General features: G+C 58.9%; 13 protein-coding genes. 5 read left to right on the forward strand and 8 right to left on the reverse strand.

The window, feature by feature from the left end; translation table 11 throughout:
- Window positions 1-111: 111 nt before the first annotated feature.
- Both JO015_15845 and JO015_15850 read right to left on the reverse strand, forming a co-directional pair.
- Window positions 112-519: a hypothetical protein gene (locus JO015_15845; GenBank protein ID MBW0000570.1), complete on the reverse strand. Its 408-nt coding sequence runs from the start codon at window positions 517-519 to the stop codon at window positions 112-114.
- Window positions 520-1178: 659 nt separating this feature from the next.
- A complete protein-coding gene (locus JO015_15850) occupies window positions 1179-2282 on the reverse strand; it encodes a nucleoside hydrolase (GenBank protein ID MBW0000571.1) in 1104 nt (367 codons plus the stop codon).
- A gap of 351 nt (window positions 2283-2633) precedes the next feature.
- Here JO015_15850 and JO015_15855 point away from each other — a divergent pair, with 351 nt between their 5' ends.
- The 5 genes from JO015_15855 to JO015_15875 all read left to right on the forward strand — a co-directional run bounded on the left by JO015_15855 (window position 2634) and on the right by JO015_15875 (window position 9324).
- Window positions 2634-3587, forward strand: coding sequence for a sugar ABC transporter substrate-binding protein (locus JO015_15855; GenBank protein ID MBW0000572.1), 954 nt, complete (start codon window positions 2634-2636; stop codon window positions 3585-3587).
- A gap of 79 nt (window positions 3588-3666) precedes the next feature.
- Window positions 3667-5175: a sugar ABC transporter ATP-binding protein gene (locus JO015_15860; protein MBW0000573.1), complete on the forward strand. Its 1509-nt coding sequence runs from the start codon at window positions 3667-3669 to the stop codon at window positions 5173-5175.
- 96 nt (window positions 5176-5271) lie between these two features.
- Window positions 5272-6288 (forward strand): ABC transporter permease, encoded by a 1017-nt coding sequence (locus tag JO015_15865; protein ID MBW0000574.1) that lies wholly within the window; start codon window positions 5272-5274, stop codon window positions 6286-6288.
- A 771-nt stretch (window positions 6289-7059) separates the two neighbouring features.
- On the forward strand, window positions 7060-7548 hold the full coding sequence (locus tag JO015_15870) for a hypothetical protein (GenBank protein MBW0000575.1): 489 nt from the start codon (window positions 7060-7062) through the stop codon (window positions 7546-7548).
- Window positions 7549-7770: 222 nt separating this feature from the next.
- Window positions 7771-9324, forward strand: a complete 1554-nt coding sequence (locus JO015_15875; GenBank protein MBW0000576.1) for an FAD-dependent monooxygenase — start codon at window positions 7771-7773, stop codon at window positions 9322-9324.
- Window positions 9325-10362: 1038 nt separating this feature from the next.
- On the opposite strand, the gene JO015_15880 is transcribed toward JO015_15875, so the two are convergent.
- The 6 genes from JO015_15880 to aceB all read right to left on the reverse strand — a co-directional run.
- Window positions 10363-11511, reverse strand: coding sequence for a substrate-binding domain-containing protein (locus JO015_15880; GenBank protein ID MBW0000577.1), 1149 nt, complete (start codon window positions 11509-11511; stop codon window positions 10363-10365).
- Window positions 11512-11542: 31 nt separating this feature from the next.
- Window positions 11543-12688 (reverse strand): ABC transporter permease, encoded by a 1146-nt coding sequence (locus JO015_15885; protein MBW0000578.1) that lies wholly within the window; start codon window positions 12686-12688, stop codon window positions 11543-11545.
- A gap of 1 nt (window position 12689) precedes the next feature.
- On the reverse strand, window positions 12690-14174 hold the full coding sequence (locus JO015_15890; protein ID MBW0000579.1) for a sugar ABC transporter ATP-binding protein: 1485 nt from the start codon (window positions 14172-14174) through the stop codon (window positions 12690-12692).
- Between the two features lie 45 nt (window positions 14175-14219).
- Window positions 14220-15065 carry a sugar phosphate isomerase/epimerase gene (locus tag JO015_15895; protein ID MBW0000580.1) on the reverse strand — a complete coding sequence of 282 codons (846 nt, stop codon included), beginning with the start codon at window positions 15063-15065 and terminating at the stop codon, window positions 14220-14222.
- A 695-nt stretch (window positions 15066-15760) separates the two neighbouring features.
- Window positions 15761-17077 (reverse strand): isocitrate lyase, encoded by a 1317-nt coding sequence (gene aceA, locus JO015_15900; GenBank protein ID MBW0000581.1) that lies wholly within the window; start codon window positions 17075-17077, stop codon window positions 15761-15763.
- Between the two features lie 65 nt (window positions 17078-17142).
- Window positions 17143-18499, reverse strand: a 1357-nt coding sequence (gene aceB / locus JO015_15905) for a malate synthase A (protein MBW0000582.1), incomplete at its 5' end; no start/stop codon positions are given.

Genomic DNA, 18499 nt, shown 5'->3' on the forward strand with positions numbered 1-18499 from the left:
GCCGCAAGGTGGCCGGCCGGCCCCTGCCGGAGCAAGCCTAAAGCGAAAAATCCCAGGGAGTTTGAGGGACGGCCGTCCCTCAAGCCCTACCCCAAAAACACCCAAGAAAACCTAAAATCGCGTGTCCGTTGTACTGGGGGAAGTACAGCTGTCGAGTTGGGCTTGCAGCGCGGGCGCATCGAGCCGATCGCTTTTCTGGTCTTTGGTGCGGGCGGGGGCCAAGGCCCGAGGGACCGCCACGAAGTTGATGACCCCGCGCCGCACTAACTCGCGGTGGAACCAGTAGCCGCAAGCGCCCGCTTCGTAGCAGCTGTAGACTTGGATGCCGGCCTTCACCCAGGCTTCGGCTTGGGCCAACAACTTTTGGGGCTCCCAGCGCTGGGGCGGTTTGGGCGTGGAGTCGTCCAGTTGGCGGCATTCCATGACTTGCCGGGCGTGCAGGTCCAAGCCCAGTTTGATCATTTTGGGCTTGGTTTGCGCCGCACCGGCCGTAGGTTGGCAATTGAGATTATCTTCCATAACGCCGACAGTGTAGCAGCGGGTGCTGCTGCCTGTCGGCTCATGTCATCTTCAGTCCCTGTGAGGCGCATTTATTGAGGTTTAACAAATAGGATGATTGAAAAATCAGGAGGGAAAATGGGCATAATCGTATCGGTTAAGTCTCAATAAGACGGATCGCGTCCCGTCGGGACGCCTGAAACGCTGCCCCGTGGCGTGCCGACTCCCAAGCGGCCGGCCAAACACGGCGCGACCCTCGGCGCCAAAAAACGCGAATGTCCCCCCAACCTTTGACGCCCGCTCGGTTTGGCGCACGTTTTCGGGCGTCCCGACGGGACGCAACCGCTGGCGAACGCCCGCACAGCACAGGGACTGAAATCCCTGCCTAACATTAGCCGTCCCTGCGGGACGAAGGCCACGCCCGGCCCGCCGTCCTTAACTAAATGGCAGTGAGGTAAAGCCCGGGCTATGTTCTACCGGCCCGTTGGGCCTAAGACCGAATTCAACCAGGTACGGCGGCGCGGCGCGTCGTGGTTAAACATCGCCGCGTCCTTTCAGCGCATCCTCGAGCGCCGGGGTTCGGAGGGATCGCATCCCAAAAGCAGCGCCGAAATCATCATCCGGTTAGAGCACAGGGCGGAAGGTTGGAATCGGCACCCCGTCTGGTTGCGTTCCGGGGGCTAGTGGTCTGGTTGATCCGGGCATGCCCACGTGAACTTTACCGGCACCGGTCGGGTCAGCAAGTCGCTGTAAAGAGTGAAGAAACGCGCGTTGTCGATCTGGAACACCACCGTCGATGGCGTCTCGACCCGAATCGAAGGGTACGGGTTCGAACTCCAGACTATAGACTTTCCATAGTTCTGATCAAAATTCGTGTTTATATCGACGTAAAGCGTAGCGGTTTTAATGTCCAGACTGGGATCGTAAAGGGACGCCAGCGCGATCGTGTCGTAGATATAGTCGCCGGGATGAACCGCTTGCTGGTATAACTCGGTGATCACCGTCGGCGGGTTGTGGCCCACAATCCGCTCGTATACATCCTGCGGCAACTGGACGGTATTCGTCACGTCCAGGGGAACGATTCTTTTCGGGACATCAGCTCGCAACACGACCTGCGCGGCTTCAGGATCAAACCACCAGTTAAATTCGCCCGCGTCGTTGTAAGCATTCCCGGGAGCATAGATTTGCCCCCCCATGATCACGATCTGTTTGATCAAAGGAATGATCGTCGGGTCTTCCCGCATGGCCAGCGCCACATTGGTTAACGGCCCGATGGCCAACAGGTTAACTTCATGAGGGTAACGATGAAACGTCTCAATCAGGAATCGCACGGCATCCTGGCGGGCAGGCCTGGTGTGCGTGGCGAACCCATCCTGCGGCGGCACCAGATTATTCGGACTCGGCTGGGGCGCCGCGTACGCCCCGACGTAGTCGGTGCGGTTTCCGAAGAGAATCTGCTCCAGGAGGTACGATTGATAATCGTGCAGCAGGGGGTATTGCGCGCCGACGTAGACCCGGACCTTGCGTTCGATGCCCAACCGCTCAACGGCTTTCAGGCAATCGGCCACCTCCTGGTCGCGCCACTGGTTGCCGGATACGATGGTAAAACCGAGCAGGTCAATCGATCCCTGGGCATACAGCTGTGCGGCCATGACCGCTACCTGGCCATCATCGCCGATGGTGTTGAAGTCGGTATCGATGATTACTTTCGGGGGGGTTGCCAGGCAGGTCGCTGCGCCGAGCAGCGACACGAGGCCGGCAAAAATGGTCTGAAGCACTCTCATAAATGTCTTTTACAGGGGGGTTGCCTGGCACGTAGGAAAACCGGCCCGGCATGCGTGAAGGAACACGCCCACCGGACAGGGGTCTGGGGGGTGCCCAAGCGTTTTGCGCTTAGGCCACATCAAACCCTAATTACATAGGGTAACCACGCCAAACAAGCGATTTTCGTGAGATGCCGACGTTTTCACCGGCCGGCGGACCTGGCTCGCAGACCCAACGAATTCCGGCACATGACTTGGTCGAGGAACAAAGAGATTGACAATGCGGCAGAAAGCCAAAGACTAGCTGTTGTTTGTACGTTTGTGCGGCAAAGTCGTGTTACCCCCTCCTGAACTCTCTCCAATCCCCAATTTATGAGCGTTTCTTTTTCCCGACTAACTTGGGTCTCCGCCTGCGTCGGTGCAGCCCTGGTTCTGTTTCCTCAGTTCGCCGGTGCCCAGGCCAAAAAACCCAGAGTGGCCCTGGTGATGAAATCGCTGGCCAATGAATTCTTCCAGACCATGCAGACCGGCGCCCAAAAATACCAGAAGGAGCATACCGGCGAATTTGATCTGTTGTCGAACGGGATCAAAAACGAAACGGATGTGGGCCAGCAAATTAACCTGGTTGAGCAAATGATCGCGCAGCGAGTCGATGCCCTCGTGATCGCACCGGCGGATTCCAAGGCCCTGATTCCCGTCTGCAAGAAAGCCCAACAGGGTGGAATGGTGGTGGTCAATATCGACAATAAATTCGACGCTGGCGCGCTCGCGCAAGAAAAAGTAAAATTTCCATTCGTCGGACCCAACAATCGGACCGGGGCGGAAAAGGTAGGCGACTACCTCGGTCAACACCTTAAGCCCGGCGACAAAGTTGCGATCATCGAAGGCATTCCCGGGGCGTTCAACGCCATCCAGCGCAAGGCCGGCTTTGAGGACGCCGCTAAGAAATCCCGCCTTGACGTCGTGACGTCGCAATCCGGTCAGTGGGAAACCGCACCGGCAAACAGCGTGGCGTCCGGGATAATCACCCAGTTCCCTGACTTGGCGGCGTTCATGTGCTCGAACGACAATATGGCACTCGGCGTCATCGCGGCCTTAAGGGCTGCCGGCAAGGAGGGTAAAGTCCAGGTAGTTGGTTTTGATGACATCTCGGCGGTGCGGACTTTGGTAAAAGAAGGCAAGGTTTTAGCGACTGCGGATCAACATGCCGACCAGCTCGCCGTATTCGGCATCCAATACGCGGTTGAGGCGGTCAAGACGGGAAAAATCCCCACTGAGGATCGGGAAACGCCCGTTGACTTGATCACGGCCGAGACGCTGAAGTAGTTTTTCGTGCCGTGCAGGCGTCGGGCCCGCCCAACGGCGAGACCCGGCGTTGGGCCGGCGGTATGGTATCCTGCCTCATATGGCTCCCCTCCTGCAAACTGAGGGCTTGTCTAAATCGTACGCCGGTCCGGTTTTGTCGGAAGTCAGCTTCGACCTGGAGGCGGGCGAAGTACACGCGTTGGTCGGCGAGAACGGCGCGGGCAAAAGCACATTCTGCGGCATCGTGGCGGGTTTGCGGACCCCGGATGCGGGGCAGATGCGGCTTCAGGGCCAGCCTTACGCGCCCGCCAACAAGCGGGCCGCCGAAATCCATGGCGTCCGGATCGTGCTGCAGGAGCTTAACCTCATTGAGACCCTCTCCGTCGGCGAAAACCTTTTTTTCGATCAGTTGCCGCACACCCTGGGCGGCTGGATCGATCAACCGCGCTTGCGCAAGGCGGCGCGCGAAGCGCTCGCTCAGGTCGGGCTGCTGGAGCTTGACCCGGATGCCCCGGTCAGCGGCCTCGGCATCGGTCAGAAACAGCTCGTGGAGATCGCGGCCGGTTTGGCCCGACACTGCCGGCTTTTAATCCTCGACGAACCAACCGCAGCCCTGACCCCCACGGATGCCGAGCGCCTCTTTTTGCAAATCCAGAAGCTGAAGGACGCCGGGGTCGGGATCATTTACATTTCTCATCACTTGGAAGAGGTGCTCAGGTTGGCAGACCGTATTTCAGTCTTACGCGACGGCCGGCGAGTGGCCACCCGCCGGCGCGGGGACCTTACGGTCGATGAAATGATCCGCCTGATGGTGGGCCGGGCATTGGACGACACGGCCGCGCGCGCTGAAAAGCGGTCGGCCGGCCCGATCCTGTTGGAGGTACAAAACCTTTCCGCGCCCCCGCGGGTAAGAGAGGTCAGCTTTGCCCTGCACCGAGGCGAAATCCTGGGGTTCGCCGGCTTGATGGGTGCCGGCCGCACCGAGACCGTGCGGGCGCTCTTCGGGGCGGATCCGAGGCAGACCGGGAGAATCCTCCTTAACGGCCGGGACATTACGGCCGAACTGGAGACCCCGGCGGACGCGGTCCGGCTCGGCATCGGCTTTCTGACGGAAGACCGGAAGTCGCAAGGCTTGCTCCTGGATAAACCGGTGCGATTGAACGTCACCCTGGCGCAGCTGAAAGGCGACCTCTGCGGGTTGGCGGGCACCTTGCGTCGTCGGCGGGAGGTTGCGGCCGCCCGGACCTGGGTGGATCGTCTCGCCATTCGTTGCGCGTCGATCGAACAGGTTGCAGGCAGCCTCAGCGGAGGAAACCAACAAAAGGCGGTGCTGGCACGGTGGCTCTACCGGAACTGTCAGGTGCTGATTTGCGATGAACCAACGCGTGGGATCGATGTCGGCGCTAAATCGGAAATTTACCGGTTGCTCGACCAATTGGCCCGGGAAGGTAAAGGCGTGCTGGTCGTCTCCTCTGACCTGAAGGAGTTACTCGCGTTGTGCGACCGCATCGCGGTGATCTCAGCGGGTCGTCTGGTTAAAACCTTTGACCGCGGCAGTTGGACGGAAGATCAGATCATGTCCGCCGCTTTCAGTGAAATGAAGATCTGATCTCATAGCCCCTAACCAAGAAACAGACACCGATCCGCCGGAAGTCCCCCTCTCCGCCAAAGCGTGAATGTCCCGCCGGGAATGCCTCGAAGGTTTATGCTCAAAGATGCTGTTCACCCCGATTCACCGGCTGCGGCCGGCGCGGCCAAAGCCGGCCGCAGGAAAAGCCAGGCTCGCGAAATTCTGGAAAGCTGTTTGGGCCTGCTGGTTGTCCTGGTTGTCCTCGTGGCATTTTTCGGCTTCTCGACCGCCCACTTCTTTTCGCTTACCACGTTTGCCTCGATCGCGAACCAAATTCCCACGGCCGTCCTGATCGCCGTGGGCATGACCTACGTGCTGATCATTGCCGGGATCGACCTCTCGGTAGGTTCGGTCCTGGCGGTCAGCGGCGGCGTACTGGGGGCTGCCATCATGCGATGGCATTGGCCCCTCTGGGCCGCTGCGCTCGCCTGCACCGGGATGGGCGGCCTTTGCGGGTTGGTCAATGGTGCCCTGACCGTACGATTCCGGCTACCGTCGTTCATTGTCACCTTGGGAATGCTGGAGGCGGCCCGCGGGGCTGCTTACCTGGTCACCAACTCCCAAACGCAATACATCGGGTCGGACATCGCCAAGGTTAATGACGTGACCCTCCTGGGGTTATCCCTGCCCTTTTTCTTGGCCGTCATCATCGTCGTCGCGGGACAGTTGGTGCTTACGGGAACGATTTTCGGCCGTTACCTGATCGGGATAGGCACCAACGAGGAAGCCGTCCGCTTATCCGGGATTGCCGCCGGCCCGGTCAAAGTCATGGTGTTTACCCTCAGCGGCATGCTGGCGGGCCTGGCGGCGATCACCTACTGCGCACGGCTCGCCTCCGTCGACCCGAACGCCGGAGAAGGCTTTGAGCTCTCGGCCATTGCCGCCGTCGTTATCGGGGGAACCAGCTTGATGGGAGGACGTGGCTCGGTCGTGAACTCGTTTTTTGGGGTCCTGGTGATCTCGGTCCTCGAGAACGGCCTGGCCCAACTCGGTGCGCAGGAACCTATCAAGCGGTTGGTGACCGGCGCAGTCATCATCGCAGCCGTGGTAGTTGATTTTTACCGCACGCGTAAGGCGGCACGCCGCGCGTGATCGTTCCAGGGGCGACGGACAACTCCATCCCTCGCGCGGCGCTCGCAAGGGGAGAAAAGCATCTCGCGCCACGACCGCCACGGGGACGGATAACAACGGCGCCAAGCTGCTTACACCCATTCTCAGGAGGGTTGAGTTCCCTTTGCCCCGGAGGGATCGCCGGGCCAAAAACCACTCAACAAACTTTAAAACCGGTTTAGGCCCAATGGGCCGGCTTTAAACCTATCAGATCGTATAATCGGTCCAGGTCCAAGGGGTCGGGAGACAGTTTGATGGCCTGAAGGACCAGAGGAACTTAGCCCAGGGTTTACCCTGGGAAGGTATTTCCCCCTAGGGCTCAGCCCTGAAGGGGCGGCAGAAAGCGTGAGCAACGCCCTCTGCCGCCCCTTCAGGGCTCGATCGTGATTTTACGGTTACCCAGGGTAAACCCTGGGCTAAGGTCTCCCGGCCCGTTGGGCCTAAAGGCGATTTAGCCAGCTACGGAGCATCCTCCGGCGCCGACATCCCCCTGAGCGGGCATTCTACCAAGATAACTCTCTGAATGGTAAAGGTCCACCACCGGAGCGCGCTCGACCCGGTAAGTGGCGCGCTCGTGCGGCTATTTCACCACGGGTAAAGGTGCCATTTTGTCCGAGTCTGAATACCACCACTGCGAACGTCTGACGGCTCATGGCGCGATTGGATGATCGATGTTTATGCCGTCCTACATTCTTTGTTGCTTCTTCACGCTCGTTGCCTTAACTCCGAAGATCTGGCGAGCTGACGCGGAATATGAAGCGCAAAGAACGTTATATCGCACGTCTGGACGAGGTGAGGATCACCCGGGAAGGCGAGTACGCTTTCATCGAGTATCAGGAAGAGGGCGTTCCTTCAACCCGGCTTCAGATCGGCCCTGAAATCACCGGGATGAGCGACGCGGAGATCATCGATTTGTACAATGACTGTTTGCGGGCGCAGGCCAGGCGAGCGGCTGAATCCAAGCACGTTGCGGTCGAAGTGCCCTTGGGCTCTGCCCAAATTGAGTATAACGCCCAATGCGATCAATGGGTCCCCAGGGGTAGTGTGTTGCGCTGCTTGATCGACGACGATGAGCACCACCAGGCAGTCATTGAGATCGATGAGCAGGAATTGCCGTTGGAGCAATTTGGGAGGCTGCTCACCACTTATGCAGGCTGGGGTATGCGAATCGAATTTGTCCCCGAAGATGAGGTGCACCGCCGGCCCGTCCTTGAGGTGCGGGAACCCGAAGCGGAACCCTAAAGGGAGTTAGCTGACGAAAAGTTAAGTGTGGCATCCCGTCGGATCGGACCCTTGACGACCGCGAAGAACAGCGCCTTGTCGCTACCCTGGTTGACGAGAGCCAAATGACGTTACACACGCGCAACTTCACGAGGTGCACCGGCGGATTGCCAAGTCGACTCAGGACGGGCGGCGCTCATCCCGGGTGACGAAGCATTGGCGCGAGCCGAAAAACTATTTACCATGGCACAGCCGCAGGTTCTTATCGTGGGTGCAGGACCGACCGGGCTGGTCCTTGCGTTTTGGCTGACAAAAGTCGGTGTTCCCGTACGGATCATCGACAAATTGGGTGCACCCGGGACCACCTCAAGAGCTGTGGTGTTCCACGTTCGCAGCCTGGAATTCTATCGCCAACTGGGCATCGACCAATTCGCGGTTCGGCAGGGCGTGGAGGCTAAGGTCGGCAACCTGTGGCTTCGTGGAAGCCGCGTCGGGCAAATCCGGTTCGGCGACTTGGGCGTGACCCTCAGCCGGTATTCATTTCCGTTGATCTTTCCCCAGGATCTTCATGAGAAGATGCTCATCGAGCAACTCAGCCGGCTCAATGTTCATGTCGAACGCGAGACGGAACTGGTGGATTTCACCCTTACGGAGGACGGCGTCAGCGCCACGCTCCAAAAAGCTTCTGGCGCGCACGAGGCATTCCACGTGCCTTATCTTGCCGGTTGCGACGGGGCGCGCTCGACGGTGAGGGAAAGGCTTCAGATCAAATTTCCCGGCGGAACCTATTCCGATACCTACTACGTCGCGGACATTGAGGCGACGGGGCCGATCATGAACGGCCAGGTGAATATTGCCCTCGACGAGGCCGACTTTCTCGCCGTGTTTCCAATGAAGGGCGAAGGACGAGCTCGATTGGTGGGAGCGGTCAGACAGGAACTTCCGACAGGTCGAAGTCTGGCCTGGAATGACGTTAGTCAGCGGATCATCCACCACCTTAAAATGAAGGTGAAGGAAGTGAAATGGTTTTCGAGCTATCGCGTGCATCATCGAGTTGCTTCAACCTTCACGAATGGTCGCGCGTTCTTGCTGGGCGATGCCGCTCACATCCACAGCCCGGTCGGCGGACAAGGAATGAATACAGGCATCGGTGACGCGGTGAACCTCGCTTGGAAGCTCGCGGCCGTCTTGAAGGCCAGATCCCCCGCCAGTCTACTGGAGACGTACGAACCGGAGCGCATCGCCTTCGCACGGCAGTTGGTGGCAACGACTGACCGCGTTTTCGCCTTCGTTAGCGCACGCGGGCCGTTCGCCACCTGGACGCGCCTTCATATTGTGCCACGCCTGATTCCTTTCCTCTTCCGGTTTGCGGCGGTGCGAAGAAACATGTACCGAATCGTCTCGCAAGTCGCGATCCAATACCCGCAGAGCCCGCTCAGCCACGGACCCGCAGGAACCCGAAAGGGTGGACAACGTCTGCCCTGGCTTCAAGTTGATCACCCCTCGTCGTCCTCAGACGATAATTTCGCCTGTTTCTCCGCCCTGAACTGGCAGATCCATTTTTATGGAGAAGGCAGTTCTGACTTGAAGACGCTGTGTGATGCTCGCGGCATCCAGCTTCATCACTTCCCTTGGACTCCCGCGGCCCATAAGGCTGGTCTGATCAGGAATGCGGCCTACATTCTGCGCCCTGACGAATATATCGGCATCGTCGTCCCGGATGCTGATCCCAAAAAGATTATTTTATATCTGGAGACGTGGCTTTTGAACAAAGACCTGCCTGAAGGAGAGGATTGAAAAACGCCGCGATGACCCGCTTGAGTTGTGGGGAATGAGTGCACACACGGGCGTGGGAATCCCGACGGAGTTGGCCAAAACGCGTAAACCTTGCCCTGGAGGCCGGCCAGGAATCCCCAAAGGTTTCGGTACGGCACTACACTTTCGGGCCGATCTCAGCCCCGAAGGGGCGGCAGAACATAGCCCAGGGTTTACCCCACTGCCATTTAGTTAAGGACGGCAGGCCGGGTATTGCTTTCGTCCCGAAGGGACGGCTGAGGTTAGCCAGGGACTTTGAGTCCCTGGACGGGGCATTTAAGAGGGACCGCGTCCCGTCGGGACGCCTGAACCGCCGGCCCGGAGGGTGTCGGCTCCCAAGCGGCCAGCCAAACCCGGCGCGAACCTCGGCGACGAACACCCGAACGGCGCCCCACCTTCGACGCCCGCCTGTGGCCCGGCGCACGCCTTCAGGCGTCCCGCGGGGACGCAACCCCGGGGAAACGCCTGCACAGGCACGGGCACGGGCACTAAAGTACCTGCCTAACCTCAGCCGTCCCTGCGGGACGAAGGCCGCGTCCGGCCTGCCGTCCTTAACTAAATGGCAGTGGGGTTTACCCTGGGTAGGGTCTACCCTGGGTAACCGTCAAAATCACGATGAGCCCTGAAAGGGCGGCAGAAGGCATCGCTCGCCGGTTCTGCCTCGCCTTCAGCAAATCCAACCCGGCGGGGCGGGCGTTTGTTAGGGAGGGCGTGCAGGCGTGACGCCTTAGGAGGGCTCGATCGGAGGGAGGGTCCGTTTCCTAGGGTAAACCCTGGGCTAAGTTCTTCCGGCCCTTCGGGCCTAAAACCGAAGTAGCGCGGACACGCTGGGCTAAGGTCTCCTGCATCTTCGGGGCTCAAACCCGGTCGCAATACCATCAAGATAACTGTCTGAATCGTATAAGAGCCTTTCCGGATACTTGATTTTGGAGAACCTTTGGCTGGGACGGTCCAAAGCCTCCCGGCGCCGCGGCTCGAACCGCTCGCCGAGGCGCCGGGTTGTTCGGATAGCCTCCTGGCTTAAGAGCGTCCGTTCACCGACTCTTGAACCTGCGGCTCCGCCCGAAATGACGGATCGTTGATGTCGTACTTAAACGCGTTTGCCGCGCGCTTCTTCATGTAGTCGTCGAGAATCCAGGGAATCATCTTGCCCTTGTCGAGCGTGTCTTTCTCGAACGGAGTGAAGTACGGGTATACCCCTTTCTTATAGGGCTTTTTGTCGAAGTAGGCTGAGATCTGTTGAAAGCAAATATCTCCCTCGAGAGTCGGACACTGGTTGACGTCCATCGTCGTTTTGCCTTTTGCAACCCAGTCCCAGGACTTTTCTTTGCCGTTGCTCGACCCGAGCCAGTATTTGCTCGAGTCGAGCCCTGCTTCTTCCATGGCCTGCAACGCGCCGGTCATCATCTCGTCGTTCTGCACGTAGGCTCCGTCAAACCCATCCGGGCCTAGGCTCGTGATGGCGTCTTCCATCACTTTTTTTGCCGGATCGGCGAACCAGTTGCCGGATCCCCAAAAGACGACTTGCAGATCTTTGCCGCCGGCACCTCTTACACCGACACTATCAAGGAGGTTGCCGATGTCTTTGCCGGCCTTCTTGTACCCTTGCAGAAAACCTTGCGTCTGGCCGGCGGCACTGCCTTGACCAAGTTTTCCTTCAATCATGACCAGCCTTTTAACGCCGTGTTTTACCGCCGACTGGCCGGCGAGTTCGCCGTCTGCGACGAAGTCGTAGCAGGTAAAGCCGGCAAGCCCCGGTTCAAACGGCGGTTTATGAGATTGGTGAAATTCCGGGATCCCCGCAGCATTCGCCTTTCTCAGACATTCGGAAGATACTTGAGGCGAATTCTGAATGACAACGATTGCGTCGACCTTCTGAGTTACGAAGTTTTCTACGGCGGCTACCTGTTCCGGAGCAGTTCCTTGCCCAACGACATCAATGACCTGCCAACCGGCCTGGGTAGCGAGCGTTTTGAATACCTGGAACGACGCTTTGTAATAATCATCGGCGGCATCCATGTAATAACCGATGACTTTGCCTTTGCCCGCATCCGCCGCGTGGGCGGTGGTGGCCGCGAAATTCATGGCTCCCAGCACCGCGAAGCCAGCTGTCAATACCAGGCGCAAACGTTTCGTTACGTTGCTCCCGCTCTGATCGTTTTTATGCATTTCTCGTGATTTGATTGTAGTGACTGATTTACTATTTGGTTGTTTCCATCGTTATCCCTTTTTCCCCGCGCGGAGCCTTCGCTGCGCCCAAACGCAGCCCTCTCCTCCTTGACATAGCCCCGGAAATGCTTGCTGAGACGTCACCAGCGGAAACCGCGATGATGATCACCAACCCCTTGGCGACGAACTGCACCTCGGATGGCAGCCGCAACATGTTCATGGCGTTGCCGATCGACCCGAGAAAGAAAATGCCGATCAGCGTCCCTACGATGTTCCCCCTGCCGCCTTTGAGCGCGGTGCCGCCGATGACGACCATGGCGATGCTGTCGATTTCCAACCCTTGCCCGAGGGTGATGATGCCGGTATTGACCCGTGCGAGAAGCAAAACACCTCCGATGCCGACCAGAACCCCCATGATGACGTATACCGAGAGCCTCATGTTCCGGACGTTGATGCCCGCGAGGTAGGCTGCGTTCGGGTTGGTGCCGACGGCGTAGATTCTGCGGCCGTATTTGGTGTAGTTCAAAAGCAAGCCGGCCAGGAACACGATCGCGAAAAATATCAGGACGTAAGGCGGGATGACCAGGTTGAGATGGCTGATCGGGTCCTTCGCACCTCTAATGAGGTTTGTCTTCAGGAAATCGAGTTCCCCGTTCATGATTACTTCGCGCGAGTTGCATAGGAGCAGCGCAATTCCCTGAAACGTGATCATCCCGCCAAGGGTGATGATAAAGGGCTCAACTTTGGTGCGGGAAATGATATAACCCATCACAGCCTCCAGCATGACGGCCGACCCGATCCCGAGAAGGACTGAAGGGCCGACGCCGTAGTGCCATTTGGAGATCGCGGTTGCAGTCACGATCGCCACGAGCGAGGCAAGCATTCCAACCGAAAGATCGATGCCGCCGGAGATCATCACGATCGTCATGCCGACGGACACCATTCCGGGAACGGCGACCTGCTGGACGATATTCAAAAGGTTCACCGGGGTGATGAAGGTTGGGAACTTCTGGCCACCCCACATGATCAACTGCAGAATGACGATAACGATCACAAACCCGACAAAGATCGAGAGGACGGTCAAGTTCTCGTGCCTCTTGAAAATAGAATCGGTCTGAAGCCGTCTCTGTTGCGGTTGGCCCTGCCGATGCAACGCTGGGGGCTCGTCGTTACTCATATCATATTGTTTTGTCGCCGATCGAGTGGGTGAGAATGTTTTCCTCGGTAATCTGTTCGGTCGTGATTTCGGCTGCCATCTGCCCGTTCTTCATGACGATTACCCGGTCGCTCATGGAGATGATTTCCGACATATCGGACGAGACCATAATGATAGCTTTTCCATCTTTGAGGAGGTCGACCATTATCCGGTATATCTCTTGTTTCGAACCGACATCGATGCCGACGGTCGGCTCATCAAATATGAATATTTCACCGTTCGTGTTGAACCATTTTCCGAGCACCACTTTCTGCTGGTTGCCGCCGGACAGGTTTACGACACGCGTTTGGGAACTCCTCGCCTTGATATTGAGTTGCTCGACGAATCGGTCGCCCGTCCGCGCGTCGTCGGTGCGCCTGGCAACAAACGCCCGGGTATTCACCAGGTTTGCGACCGTTACATTCTGCGCGATGGTTTGTGGCAGGAAAAGCCCGGTATTTTGCCGGTCTTCGGTGATGAAGCACATCTGGTTTCTGATGGCCGACCGCGGAGTGGCATGTTTGATTGCTTTGCCGCGGATCAGGATTTCCCCGGAATCGAGATGAGCGCTTCCAAACAGAACGTTCATGAGTTCGGAACGGCCTGATCCCACCATTCCGGCGATCCCGAGGATTTCTCCTTTTCGAAGGACGAACGAAATACTTCTTACGCCGTTCCCGGAAACGTTTCGGGCTTCGAAAACGACTTCCCCGATCGGTACCCGTTCTCGCCGATAGAATGTGGATGGGTCGCGGCCAACCATGTCTTTGATCAGCGTATTCTTCGTCAGTCCGCCTATGTCGTAGGCGCTCACTTTGCGTCCGTCGCGCAACACGGTGACCCGGTCTGCGATTTTGAACACTTCCTCCAGATGATGCGAAATGTAGATGATCCCGAGCCCGGTTTTCTTGATCGTCTGGATAATATCTAAAAGATTATCAATCTCGACCGACGAGAAGGACGCTGTCGGTTCGTCCAGGATGATCACGCGCCGTTTGAACACCAGGCCTTTGGCGATCTCGGCCGTTTTTTGTTCGCCGCTGCTGAGTTCGCCCAGTTTCGCGTCCGGGCTTAAGTCGCTTTTCAGGTATTTGAGAACTGCAGCGGTTTGACGGCGCATCTCCTTTTTCTGCATGATGCCCCGGTGCACGATCTCCGACCCGGTAAAGATGTTCTCAACGATGCTCAATGTATCGAAGACAACGTGCTCCTGATAGATGGTCTGGATCCCCAACTTCAGGGCGACATGAGGGCTCAAGGTCACGCTGCGCCCTTCGAAGAGAATTTGCCCTCCCTCATCAGGTTGATAGGCGCCGGATAGAATCTTGATCAGTGTGGATTTGCCTGCTCCGTTCTCCCCGCAGATGCAATGGACCTCGCCTTCTTTGAGATCGAACGAAATGTTCTGTAAGGCCCGGACCCCTGGAAACGTTTTAGAGATGTTGCGCAGTTGCAGGATCTCGCTCATCGTAAACTGACTAACCCCAGGCTTCTTACTCCAAACACTCCGGGGCTATGCCGCATTCCAGGTCTCCCGGATGAATTTGTAGCCGTCCACGACAACCTCGTCCGGTGACTTGAAAAAATCGCGCCAAACACGAGTGGGCTCAACCAGATCCGGAAGTGCGCGCCCGAAAGCTTCGATCGTCAGCCAGCCGTTGTAGCCGCTCGCCTTGATTGCCTTGAATATGTTCGGAAAATCGATGTGACCGCGTCCCGGTACCCCGCGATCGTTGTTCGAGATATGAACGTGGGCGATCGCATCTGCGTTTTGACGGAAGGCGCTCGGCTGGTCCGCCTCTTCAACGTTGGCATGAAACGTGTCGTATAGAGCCTTGAAATTCGGGTGATCGACTCGGCGCACGTAAGCAGCTGTCGCCGCCATCGTATTCAGGAAATAACATTCATAACGGTTCAAAAACTCGATCGCCAGCACCACCCCCTCCTGCTGCGCTTCGTCTGCCACAGCCCGATGCACATCGATCGCGAACTTAAATTCTTCTTCCGTCGGTCCGGTTCCGGAGAAAACGCCAAGCGGCTGGTGAAATGGTCCGCACAGGATATCAGCCCCGAGAATCGCCGACTGGCGGACGATCCTGTTTAACCGTTCGACCGCCGCTTTCCGGATTGCCGGATCAGGGCTGATTGCGCTGGCGTCCGGGGTGGCGACGGTGAGGGTCGAACAGGTTAGCTGCAGTTCGTCGAGTTTGCGGCGTAGTTTTTTATAGTGGCCGTCATCTCCGCTAAAAATTGGGATCTCCACGCCGTCAAACCCCGTTGCTTTAGCTTTTTCGAGTCGAGGATAATGCTCCTCGGTGACATGAGTCGCCCAGAGAAGCATGTTCATGCCGATCTTCATTGTCGAGAGCTGGCTGTTCTGATATTGGGGGGTGAGACTGTCTGTTCAGCTTCGATCCGCTCAGGCGGCGAAGGCTTTTGGGTCGACAACAGTACCTTAATTTACACAGATTGAAAACAATTTAGAGAGGGGTTCGCCTGACGAAAGGCGCCCGGAGACGGAGTGCACGTTGGCGCAGGTCACGCCGTCCCCGATGCCGGGCACGCGGAGCAGGTAAAGGTTTTTCGAGGCCCGCTTCCAGCCCGGCGCGGCACGTTTGAACGCCTCTTTCGCTCCGCCCCGGCGGCATAGCCGGCCCAGGCCGCAGCCAGGCGCGAGCCGGTTAATCCGCCGCAGGATTTTGACGCAGCGCAGGCGGGTCCAGGACGGTCGCAATCTCACCACCCGCGAGGGCTGGACGGCGTAGAAAATACCCTATGGATTGCCGGAGGATAGCCGGAGATCAGGAGTTTTCGGAACGACCCCTCGGTAACGACGGCCCGATCGGCCGGTATCGCGCCACGAGGCTTGCGCAGCGCTCCGGTTCGCCCAAAAGTTGAACTCCTCTCGAACGTGTTCCAAGCGCTCGTAGGCAGCCCGGAGATGCCGGCCCAGCGCCGGAGCCGGACGCCTGCGATTACGGCGCCTCGCGCGACTCAGAACCTTCCTGATCGCCTTCCTCTCGCGCGCCCGATCGGACCTATCTCTTCACGGTTCTAAACGGGGTTAGCCTCGACTTGATCAAATTGCTCCGCCTCGGTAGACCCGTGTAAGGCCGTGGTCGACGACTCCCCGCCGGAGATCACAAGACTCACCTCATCGAAATAGCCGGTACCGACTTCGCGCTGATGCCGGGTCGCCGTGTACCCGTAGGCTTCGGCCGTGAACTCGGCTTCCTGCAATTCGGCATAAGCAGACATCCCGCGCTCCGTATACCCTCGGGCCAGGCTGAACATGCTGTAGTTTAACGCATGAAAGCCCGCCAGCGTGATGAACTGAAACTTGTAGCCCATCGCCGCCAGTTCGCGCTGGAAGCGTGCAATCGTGGCGTCATCAAGCTTCTTTTTCCAGTTAAACGACGGTGAGCAATTGTACGCCAGCAGCTTGCCCGGATGGTGGTGGTGGACGCCTTCCGCGAAGCGTTTGGCCTCGGCTAAATTCGGCTCGCTGGTTTCACACCACAGTAGGTCCACGTAAGGGGCATAGGCCACCGCGCGGGCAACGGCGGGCTCGATGCCGGCGCGCACCCGAAAGAAACCCTCCGGGCTGCGTTCGCCGGAGATAAAGGGCCGGTCGCGCTCATCGACGTCATTGGTCAGCAGGTTGGCGCCGTTGGCATCCGTTCGGGCGATGAGCACCGTCGGGACCTCGCAGACATCGGCCGCCAACCGTGCCGCCACCAGGTGTTTGATCGCGTGCTGGGTGGGGATGAGCACCTTGCCGCCCATGTGGCCGCATTTCTTCTCGGACGCCAACTGGTCTTCCAGGTGCACGCCGGCCGCCCCCGCCTCGATCAGCGCCTTGACCAGTTCGAACACGTTGAGCGGCCCGCCGAACCCGGCTTCGGCGTCCGCCACGATCGGCGCCAGCCAATGGAGGTGGTCCCTGCCCTCCAGGTGGTCAATCTGGTCGGCCCGCAGCAAGGCTTGGTTGATGCGTTTGACCACCGCCGGCACGCTGTTGGCCGGATACAAGCTCTGGTCGGGGTACATCTGGCCGGCCAGGTTGGCGTCGGCGGCCACCTGCCAGCCGCTCAGGTAGATGGCTTTGAGGCCGGCCTTGACCTGCTGCACGGCTTGGTTGCCCGTCAATGCGCCGAGCGCGGGCACAAATGCCTCTTGCTGGAGCAATTGCCAGAGCCGCTCGGCGCCCAGGCGCGCCAGGGTGTGTTCGACCTTCACGGTGCCTTGCAGGCGCTGAACCTCCTCCTGGGTGTAGGGCCGGGTCACCCCCTGCCAACGCGTCCCGGGCTCGGCCCGCCGGGTCTGGGGTGTGACCGGCGCGGTCCTCGTTTCGCTAACGATCGTACTCATTGTTTTCTCTACTTTTGTTAGTTGGTTAGGTTTTCCTAAAGGCAGCTCGCCCCAATCGAAGGTTGTTAGTCGAGCCGTTCGTAACCCGGCAGGGTCAGAAATTCGACGAAACGCTCGTCGGTGGTGATCCGGTCAAAGAGCTCGGCCGCCTCCCCGTACTTGCCTTTCCGGTAGCGCTCCGGCCCGACCCAGGTCTCGATTTCAGCCAACTGTTCCTGCAGCACCCGGCGAAACAGCTCCTTGGTCACCTTGCGCCCGTCCGGCAACACCCCGCGCGGGTGCCGGATCCATTGCCAGACTTGCGCCCGGGAGATCTCGGCCGTCGCGGCGTCTTCCATCAGGTTGAAAATCGGCACGCAGCCCGAGCCCCGCAGCCAGGATTCCAGGTACTGGACGCCCACGCTGACGTTGGTCCGCAAACCCTGTTCGGTGATCGGTTCCTCGGGGCCGAATTTCAGCAGGTCCGCCGCCGTAACCTGAACGTCCTCCCGCTTCCGGTCGATTTGATTCGGGGTCTTCATGACCGCGTCAAAGGCCGCGAGGGCCGTGGGCACCAGCCCCGGGTGCGCCACCCAGGTGCCGTCATGGCCGTCGGTGGCTTCCCGCTCCTTGTCGGCACGCACCTTGGTGAACGCTTCCTCGTTCGCTTTCTCATCGTTCTTGACCGGGATCTGGGCGGCCATGCCGCCCATCGCGTGAATGCCCCGGCGATGGCACGTCTTGATGCAGAGCAACGAGTAGGAGCGCATAAAATGCGTGGTCATGGTCACCAGCGCGCGATCGGCCAGGATAAATTCCGGCTTATTCCTGAACCGCTTGATGCAGCTGAAGATGTAATCCCAGCGGCCGCAGTTGAGCCCGGCCGAATGCTCTTTGAGTTCGAAGAGGATCTCCTCCATCTCAAAGGCCGCCAGGATCGTCTCGATCAACACCGTCGCCCGGATCGAGCCGCGGGGCACCCCCAAGGCATCCTGCGTGAAGTTGAACACGTCATTCCAGAGCCGCGCTTCGAGATGGCTCTCCATCTTGGGCAGGTAAAAATAGGGCCCCGATCCGCGCGCCAGCAGTTCCTTGGCGTTATGCACCATGTACAACGCGAAGTCGAACATGCCGCCGGAGACCGGTTCGCCATCGACCAAAAAGTGCTTCTCGGGCAAATGCCAGCCGCGCGGGCGCACGAAAAGCACCGCCACCTGGTCCTTGAGCCGGTAGGCCTTGCCCTCCGGGCTGGTGAATTCGATGGTGCGGCGGACCGCGTCGGCCAGGTTGAGTTGGCCTTCCATCAGGTTGGCCCAGGTGGGGGTGTTGGCGTCTTCGAAATCGGCCATGAAGACTTTGGCCCCGGAATTGAGCGCGTTGATGACCATCTTGCGATCGGTGGGACCGGTGATCTCGACGCGGCGGTCCTGCAGGTCGGCCGGG

This window comes from Verrucomicrobiota bacterium, from assembly GCA_019247695.1.
Classification (GTDB): domain Bacteria; phylum Verrucomicrobiota; class Verrucomicrobiia; order Chthoniobacterales; family JAFAMB01; genus JAFBAP01.